Origin of the sequence: Microcoleus sp. A003_D6 (assembly GCF_036702825.1) — a bacterium.
Classification (GTDB): Bacteria; Cyanobacteriota; Cyanobacteriia; order Cyanobacteriales; family Microcoleaceae; genus Microcoleus.
Map to the genome: position 1 here is coordinate 1 of NZ_JAUBWA010000185.1, position 9,063 is coordinate 9,063.

Genomic DNA, 9,063 nt, shown 5'->3' on the forward strand with positions numbered 1-9,063 from the left:
CGACCGAGATAAAAACGCAGCAATTAACATAAAAGTCGCGGGTGGATTGCCTGAGACTAAAAACGGACGTGGAGGACGGAGTAAGACCGCATAAGAGTGTGGCATCTTCCTGTGAAGCGTCAACCCACCAATTCCCTAAACAACTTTCTTTGTTTGGGTAGATTGGAATCCCCCTGATTCATCAGTGGGGAGGATATCAAGTTTGTTTATTTTTCTTAACCAAAATCAGATCGGATTCCCAGTTCGGCTAAGCTCAGGTCAAAGCCTAAATCTCGGTTTTTCAATGAGATTTGTCTCAATGCCTCTGATTCCTATCGCTAATTTGACAGAGAAATGCTGCTAACACCACCTATGACTATGATGGATTTCTTTCGCAAGAGTGAGGGCGTTTGGTTTACTCAGCGAACAGTCCATAATTTTGATACTGCTGCGGCTGATGAGTCGGGAGAATCCAATGTCATCGTTGACGTTTTGTCAACTGACGATCCCAGAATTTTAGACGTTTGTCAACAGCAGAATGTCGATCCCGCTTTAGTTAGTGGGGGATGCAGTTTTATGTGGCAGGATAATTTAGATGATACAGTCCCGAACGAAAACTATGCTGCTATTCTGGTAGATGTGCCTAATCCTAGTAATCCGAGAACGGGCAAGTTTCTGCGAAATCGAGGCTATGTTGAAGGTATTCCGGTCATCGGTGTTTACCATTTTGCGGATGATGGGGTGTTGACTATTGAGACGGAATATGAGACTAATCAAGGACAGGAACGCTGTTGGTTTATTAACGATCATTTTCGGGTACGGGTGATGACTGTGCAGATGATAAATGGGGTTAAACAAATGGCATACTGTTCTGAGCGTCGTTGTGTTTCTCACTCTGCTTTAGAAGAGATGATTGAACAGAATCGCTTGAGATTTTCTGGGGTGGGTGTGCTGTCACCTTAAAGCACAAATATCCCGGCGATTTAACGAGTCGCAGCAACGCGATCGCGCAAATAAAGTCTGAAATATCCCGGCGATTGAAATCGCGGCTACACACACAAAGTCCGCCTGCGCGGACTGATTATCAAACTATCAAAACTATGTCTGAAAACGAAGAATTGAATCCATCTGATAACGAGGAAAGTGTCGCCACTTCACCAGAGACTAATGTTGAAGAATTGGCAGAAGTAATTGCTGAATTTGAGAAATATCGCGAACGTTTGGTTAATGAAACGATGACTGCGGCACAAAAGGCAAAATTACCTCCGAAGGCTGCGATGGCTAAAATTGAGCCGGAACTTGCTAAGATTGATGCTGGACTGGAGAGTCTTCGCGCTCAATTAGCGGCTTTAACTACTAATAATTAGGTGATAATTATGGTCGATTCTAATGCTTCAACTGAGGTCGATCCAATTTTATTGGCTCAGGCTGAAACGGATGCTTTGCTGCGAAAGGTGACAGAACAAATAGACTTAGATAGTTTTGATGTTAATGATGCGGAAACTTTGCAGCTTTTGGTTGAATCTTTGGGCGATAAGCGGGGGATGACTAGACTGCGGTGTGCGGAAACTTTGGCTGAAATTGGCGAAGCGGCAACTCCTTTTTTGTTGGATGCTTTGGCTAATCATGCTAATGTAGTAGTTAGGCGGGCTGCGGCTAAAACTATAACTTTGATTGCCGATCCAACTGCGGTTCCTAATTTAATTCACTCTCTTTTAAATGATGAAGATACTGTTGTTAAGGGTTCATCAATTGGGGCGCTGGCGAGGATTGGGGAGCCGTCTGTGCAGGCTTTGTTGGATATTTTAGGGTCAACTGATTTGCCAGAGAGTACGATCGGTCATGCGGCTTGGGCGTTGGCTTTTATTGGGGCGGGGGCGAAGGAGTATTTGTATCGGGCGATCGCCTCTGATTCGCCTGTGGTGCGCGGTGCGGTGGTAGGGGCGATCGCCAAAGTTGCACAGGAAGAACCGAAGGATGAATTATTCGAGATTTTGGTTAAGTCTCTGACGGATGTTGATGTTGATGTGCGCTGTGAGGCGGCGGCGGCTTTAGGAAATCTGGCTTATAAACCGGCCATTCCTAATCTGGTTGAGTTGCTGGAGCGTGGTGATGGGGAAACTCGCAGGGCGGCGGCTTTGTCTTTGATGAAAGTGGGCGATCGGGCTGCGATCGAACCGCTACAAGCTGCATTGGAAAAGGAATCGGAAGCGGCGATTCAAGGTGTGATTAAGTTGGCAATTTCTCAAATTAAGTAACTAAAAGTATGACTGAATCTGGAACGGGGCGGATGTTGCTTTCTCATAATTTTGATATGCCCGAGGGTGTTTTTTCTACTTTAAGTCGGGAAGAATTTACTCTGGTATTTTCTGAGGGTTTAAGTCAATATCCTGAGATTAAGTGTCGTCAATTAAATCACGGTCATTGGATGGTAGAAGTTTTATTTTCTACTGATGCTTTTTCTCCGCCTCAAGTGGGAGAATTTTGTGCTCAAAGCTTGGTGGATAAGCGGATGAGTCAGGGTCAAACTGATGATTTTTTTCCTGATATTTTGATTTTAGCGGGATTGAAGAAGACTCCTCCTTTGACTAGCGATGCTGATGCGTTGCAACCGGGAGAATGGGGGGTGGATGTGGTGGAAACTCAGTCTGCTGAGAGTTTTTTGATGGCGATGGGGTGGGAGGAGAAAACGGCGGGGAAAAGTATTGAGGATGTTTTTAAGGTTGAAAGGAGAAAGGGGTAACGGGTGAATTGAAACCTGAATGTTCTCTAGTGACTAGAACCATTCTCTGGGTTTTCATAAGGGCCAAGGAATCTCTCCCCATTAAAATGTATCATGTGCTCTGGTTGATCTGCTACCCAAACTTCTGTTTCCCAAGAAATCTCAACAAGATATCGAGTCATCTCCTTACGACTTGGAAAAGCAGTAACAAAAACTAATCCCTTACCACTGGACTGAAAGAGCCGCATTAATTCATTCCGACGTTTCAAGTTGACGGGGCCATGACTGGTAACAGCTTCTATTAATACAAGCCAGTCTTGCTGTTCATAGTGAACTACAATGTCTGGCATTTTACCGTGAGGATCTAACTCAACCCCCAGTTCTCGAAACTTCTGGGTTTCATTGATAATGAACTTCTTCCCAGCATCACCCACATACAGAACTAAACCTCCAGGTGTAAATCTGGGACAAAAGCTTTCCAGAATGTCTTTAATTAAGATATTTTGTCCACCTGATGAAAGTTGAATAGCTTGACCGTCAGGCAAAATTATGGGAATTATTGGTATGTTTCGATTCTTTTCCTGCAATAAATTTGTGACTGAAATACCATAATTTTGACGAGCCTCTTCCCACTGCTCAGAGTTATATGATTTCAAAAGTGACAATGCTTGTTGATGAAGTTGATAACACCATTTAGGGCTGTTAATCGGTCGATCTGGTCGATCGGGATTTTCAACAACCATCCCCATTTGCACAAACTGGTGCATCGTCTGTCGTCGAACTGTTTCGCGTGTATTTGGTGCATATTGTTTACCGTAGCGATCGCGAAACCAATCCATCATTTCTGTAATCCCGCGTCTTGGTGCTGTCGCTTGATTCCAAGGAGTTTCAGGTCGAATATCTGCCAATGCCAGTAAGCAAAGTGCCGATCGGTCGTTCTGTTGCTCTTTTGGTGCAGAAATATCTTTGAGAATTGCAAGTGCCTCCTCAATTCTTTTACTAGCTTGAACTGCGTTTGTTGCTTCGCTCATAATTGACAGAGTTTTATGTACAACTGTATCAAGTCGATCCTGGTCAAGGTGAGAATCACCCATCTGACTGCCTAATTTAATTAAATCATCTTTGCAAGGATACTTAATTTTACGCAAATCTGTTGCATTAACCTGTGTATGTCCACTGAATTGTCGAAAGTAACTATCAAATAAAGTTGAATTGAGAAATGCTGCTAGACCTCGTGCAAGGTCGGGATTCATGCCCTTACCTCTAGCATGATAGTAGTTAAGGTGATTTTCTATGCCTAGTGCTGGCGCGTCTACAGGAGGACACACAGCAGCAACAACACGACGCTTCTCTTCCTTAGCAGAAAAACGTTTCGTCAAAACGTACCAACCTGATTGAACTAAGCATTTGTCTGTTTCTTGATTTTGTTCAATTGCGATCGACTTACGAGGATTTCTGGGTGGGAACAAAACTTTTCCTGCTTTCATAGATTCTGGGTAAAGCAAGGGAACACTTTGCTCATCTAAGCAATTTCTCAAAGCGGATTTGAGACGAAAATCTACAACCCGACCCGTTGATACTTCTAAATCAAGTTCAGCTAAAGTAGCTGAGAATTTATTCATTTGTACTCTCAAATAATCTTCGATAGAGTTTGTGACGATATGGATAAAACCCTCATAATCATTATTTGCAACAACCTCATCATAGGGAACATATCTTAACTCTAAAAATTGCTCTAACTCATTTTGATGACTACTGGTGATTTTTACGTAATCGGGATTTTTTTTTGTTTTAGCCGCATGGAAAATGATATTTTCTTGCAATATATTTTCTTCCGAAAATACTGCCGAACGACTTTCAAAAATATGAATTTTATCAAGAGCCATGTCTTCCAAAAAAGCTTTGCGAAAAGGACGAAAATAAGCTCCATTACAAAAGCTTCTAGGTGTAATTGCAACTATCTCTCCATTTTCAGAAAGCTGTAACATAGTAAGCCAAACAAATGCACTATATAGATTGACTGTTTCAATTCCCAGCCTTAAAAGTATTTTTTTTTCGATGGACTTGCTGTTGATTTTCTTGTACGGTGGATTCAAAATCGCGTGAGTAAAAGTAGTAGAATACGAAGTAAAACGCGGTAAAATTATTGGGTTGTTATTCTCTATAAAGTTGTTATTTAGCACAGAATAGTTTGCTTTAATTCCTTTGTGTTCTAAAGCATTACAACACTCTATTAGGCACTGATTTAAAGATGTTATAAAAGTTGATTCGACTTCATAAGCTGTGATGAAACAACTCTTAACCTCGTGAGGATTTATCAATAGTCGCTCGACAAAAGCAGCAGTTAATGACCCTATTCCAGCTCCAGGATCGAGAAGACTGATGTGACCTGATAGATTGCTAAATTGTCTTGCCATAAAACGGGCAATAGGTGCGGGAGTCAAAAACTGACCTAATTCACTACGTTGCTTGATATTTAGCCTTGAGGAAAAATGAATCCTGGTAATGTCAGTGGAGTCTGTAAGAAAGGTAGTCATGCTGTTAATTTATTGTCAGATATGAAGACATAGCACAGATTTGTCTCACTCATAAGCTGTCGCGCATTTAAATTGCATCGTCGGGGCGGGCGGGACGCCCAACCCCTACTCCCCACAATAGTTTTATTGTTTTTTGACATACAATTTAAATGCAGAACAGCTTAGTAAATTTATAGTAGTAAAAATATTAATTATACTGAAAAATTCTCGGTTGTCAACTCTTAATGCCGAACAGGAATACAAATCTCAAACTTAGTCCCTTTTTCTGGCGTTGAAAAAAAACTGAGCGTGCCACCATGTTTTTCAGTAACGATCTGATAACTAATCGCCATTCCCATTCCGGTTCCCTTCCCTACAGGCTTTGTTGTAAAAAATGGATTGAATATCTGTGTTTGAATAGATTCTGGAATTCCATTGCCATTATCGGCGATCGCAATTTTAACCCATTGCGAATCTACCACCGAGGTACAAATTGTAATACAACATGGGTGCTTCTCGATCGAGCAAGCTACCCGTTGAGTATTTATTTCTTCGAGTGCATCAATAGCGTTTGCCAAAATATTCATAAATACTTGGTTTAGTTGCCCGGCATAACACTCAACTAGCGGTAAATCACCATATTCTCGAATGACTTTAATTTCTGGATGTTCGGGCCGCGCTTTGAGACGATGTTGCAAAATTAACAGGGTGCTATCAATTCCTTCATGGATATCAACTTCTTTACATTCTGACTCATCCATCCTGGAAAAATTGCGGAGTGACAGCACAATCTGGCGAATGCGATCGGTACCAATTCTCATTGAACTCAGAATTTTAGGTAAATCATCTTGCAAAAAAACCAGGTCAATATTTTCTGCTTCTTCCTCAATTTCGTCAATTGGGTTTGGATAATGCTTTTGATATAGGTGTATCAAATTTAATAAACTGTCAGCATAATATTGTACGTGAATTAAATTGCCATGAATGAAGCTGACCGGATTGTTGATTTCATGGGCTACTCCTGCAACTAATTGCCCCAATGATGAGATTTTTTCTGTCTGAATCAGTTGGGTTTGCGTTAGTTTTAAATTCTCAATTGCCTGCTCGAGCTGCTGAGATTTGTCTCGTTCTCTGGCTTCGCTATCGCGTAATATGACTTCTATTTGTTTGCGTTGAGCTATTTCGGCAGTGAGTTGCTCGTGGATTTCCAATTGTCGGAATACTTCCTCAAATGTGCTTGCCAAAAATTGAATTTCGTTATCTGGAATCGTGTTTGGCATAGGAAAGATGCCAGTTTTTTTACTTTGGGAAACTGCTTCATTCAAGTCCCGCAAGGGTTGCAATACATTCTTCTGAAGGAGTATCCCCATGATTAACAAAATTGTGATGATGCCAACTAGCAATGACAAAGTTGAGGCAATGAAGGTTTTGTCAGCAGCTTGCTGCATTTGGTTGAGATCGAGTAGCACGATCGCCACTCCCCGTCGTTGGGATGTGCCAAACAAGGTACTACTAAAAGGCAGAATTTGCGCGATCGCAGGCTGGTTATCCGCGACGATATCTTGCCGGACTTCAATGCCTGCCGTTGCCGCCCGATCGATCGCGATCGCGAGTTGTGGATAGATCGAAGTGTATGGCCGATCGGTCGCATTTTGAGGGCTGCGGGCGATCGCCATTCCAGATGGATCGACAATCGCAATTTCCAGCACACCGGGCATCGTGGCAAAATTTTGCACAACCCGTCGCAGAATGCTTTTATTCTCCAACTCTAGTAAGCCTTCTGTAGAAAATTCCAGAGATTGTGTAATTGATTGAGCCCGGTTATGAACTTGCGTTGCTAAGTCATACTGCATCAGCCGATAGTTGAGTCCAAGAGTGGCTAGTCCAACTGTGGCAATCGACAACCCAACGCTAACTAGCAAGCGCTGCGACAAGCTATGGGGATGCAGGAATTTCGTCATAATTTCCATTCATCGATTGCTGTAGTTACGAGCTCAGTATTAATCTCCACATCCTGACGCGGTATCTTTCCGGCACGAGGGTCAGATTTCAATAGTTTAGCCATTTGAGCGATCGCTTCTGGTAAGCGACCAGACTTAAACATCTGTTGTTGCATAGCAATATCACCCTTTTTCAGACCAGCGTAATCTTTAGCAAAAGCCTCACTCTTCTGTCCCAGACTTTTTCCAACCTTTTGAAATACTTCATTCGGCTTTGTTTCCACTGCACTCATAATATCAAACCAAGCCATAATAAATTGCTTGAGTTCAGCTTTTTTAGTCCTGGTAATAGTCGATCTAGAAGCCAAAGTATCAATGATTAAACTATCAATTTCCTGAGTAGTATAAATGATGTTACCCTTAATATTTTGAGCCGTTTCCCCTAGCAACGGTTGCCAGATCACGGCGGCATCTAAACGTTTTTTCTGCATCAAATCAACCGCTATCTCGTTGGAAACATCCTCAATCTTGACCTCTTCGGGTTTAATCTGGTGCAACTTGAGGGCTTCCAATAAAATCAGATGATTTACTGTTCCAAGTTTCGATCCCACTCTTTTACCGCGAAGGTTTGCCACTGACTTGATTGCAGGTTGAGCCACAATACCATCAGCCCCATGAGAAATATTTGTTACCATCAGAACCACAGGCTTATCATTCCCCGAATCAGACAGGAGCACATCCCACAAAGAGGTAAAATTAGCATCCAAATTACCGCGCAGCATGGCGCGAGTTGAATCTTGATTATTCTCAAATCGAATGAGTTGCACATCTAATCCGCGCTGTTTGAATAATCCCGCTTCCTGAGCATAAAGTGCAATATCAAATCCTGCCCAACTAAGAATTCCCACGCGCAAGGGAGCAAGTTGCTGTGATGCCAGGTTACAGGCATTCACAATCAGGCTAACCGCCAGTGTCAAAACGCACAGCACACCGAGCGATCGCCATTTCGTTAAAGTCAACCAACACCTACGCAATAATTGTCTAGTCCCAGTCTGAGCTTTGCCAGTCATCTATGCAGCCTCAACGCTCTTGTTCGTCGATGATAGCAAGAACTTTTCTGGATGTCATTCCCTGAAAAAACGCCCAAAACAAATGTAAAATAGAACTATTCTCCTCGCTTATAATTTATCACCAAATCCAACCAAAATCAAGAAATCGTCGCTGATTCCCGCACATAAGAATCCACGAATTTATCTCCAGGCAAATGTGGTGAGAACTTCTACACAACGCCGATCTTGCGATGCGAATCGCTTCCTGGAGTTGAGGGGTTCGTTTCTCTGGCGGTTCCTGGGGCGCTGCAATCCACGGTTCATCACATGGGAAAATTCCGTCCAACATCGCGATGGGTAACGATATCAGCCGGATGAGAAGGCTTCCAGGCCTCAACGAATTCCCCCAAACCCCATTTTTCAACGGGATTTGGGGGTTTTATTGCTAGGTTTTTTGTCTGTAAGAGCCCGATCGAATCAAAACTTGCGATCGTGCGTTAGCGAAGGGCGACCAACGGGTAATTTTAAAGTATTGGGTATTGCAATTACGATCGCGATCGTAATTGCATGACTCATTTCAGCGGCAGACCGCCCCACAAGACCCGAACTCGCACGCATAAATAGGGCGGACTTTCCGCTGCACGCTCATTGTTCGGCGACTGTTGACCGGAAAACGAGCCCGCCGGGCCCCTGGCTTTAGACACGGGAAAAAGTCGGCAGCGGTTTTAACCGCCTTCATTTTCGAGTTAGTCACAATCTTAACATAGATACAGTTTTCAACGATCGTTTTACTGCTAAAATAGTTTCTATGAAACAACGATATCAATACCGCATATATCCAAACCTTCAGCAAGTTC

The 9,063-nt window shown here is 42.8% G+C and carries 7 protein-coding genes; 4 read left to right on the forward strand and 3 right to left on the reverse strand.

Translation table 11 applies throughout. From position 1 onward, the window contains the following. Positions 1-333: 333 nt before the first annotated feature. The 4 genes from QUB70_RS29990 (at position 334) to QUB70_RS30005 (ending at position 2,722) form a co-directional block, all read left to right on the forward strand. Entirely contained in the window at positions 334-942 is a 609-nt protein-coding gene (locus tag QUB70_RS29990) for a phycobiliprotein lyase (RefSeq protein ID WP_332985343.1), read from the forward strand. Positions 943-1,079: 137 nt separating this feature from the next. Beyond that, a complete protein-coding gene (locus QUB70_RS29995) occupies positions 1,080-1,346 on the forward strand; it encodes a hypothetical protein (RefSeq protein WP_332985345.1) in 267 nt (88 codons plus the stop codon). A gap of 9 nt (positions 1,347-1,355) precedes the next feature. Further along, positions 1,356-2,237: a HEAT repeat domain-containing protein gene (locus tag QUB70_RS30000; protein WP_332985346.1), complete on the forward strand. Its 882-nt coding sequence runs from the start codon at positions 1,356-1,358 to the stop codon at positions 2,235-2,237. Positions 2,238-2,245: 8 nt separating this feature from the next. After that, positions 2,246-2,722 carry a DUF2656 domain-containing protein gene (locus tag QUB70_RS30005; RefSeq protein WP_332985347.1) on the forward strand — a complete coding sequence of 159 codons (477 nt, stop codon included), beginning with the start codon at positions 2,246-2,248 and terminating at the stop codon, positions 2,720-2,722. 26 nt (positions 2,723-2,748) lie between these two features. Here the strand turns inward: QUB70_RS30005 and QUB70_RS30010 are convergent, their stop codons facing one another. The 3 genes from QUB70_RS30010 to QUB70_RS30020 form a co-directional block, all read right to left on the reverse strand. Then, on the reverse strand, positions 2,749-5,238 hold the full coding sequence (locus QUB70_RS30010; protein ID WP_332985348.1) for a BsuBI/PstI family type II restriction endonuclease: 2,490 nt from the start codon (positions 5,236-5,238) through the stop codon (positions 2,749-2,751). 221 nt (positions 5,239-5,459) lie between these two features. Further along, on the reverse strand, positions 5,460-7,187 hold the full coding sequence (locus QUB70_RS30015) for a sensor histidine kinase (protein WP_332985350.1): 1,728 nt from the start codon (positions 7,185-7,187) through the stop codon (positions 5,460-5,462). Further along, the gene (locus QUB70_RS30020) at positions 7,175-8,176 is read right to left on the reverse strand and encodes an ABC transporter substrate-binding protein (protein WP_332985351.1); all 1,002 of its coding nucleotides are present in this window, start codon (positions 8,174-8,176) and stop codon (positions 7,175-7,177) included. The genes QUB70_RS30015 and QUB70_RS30020 overlap by 13 nt, the downstream gene beginning before the upstream one ends. Positions 8,177-9,063 lie beyond the last annotated feature (887 nt).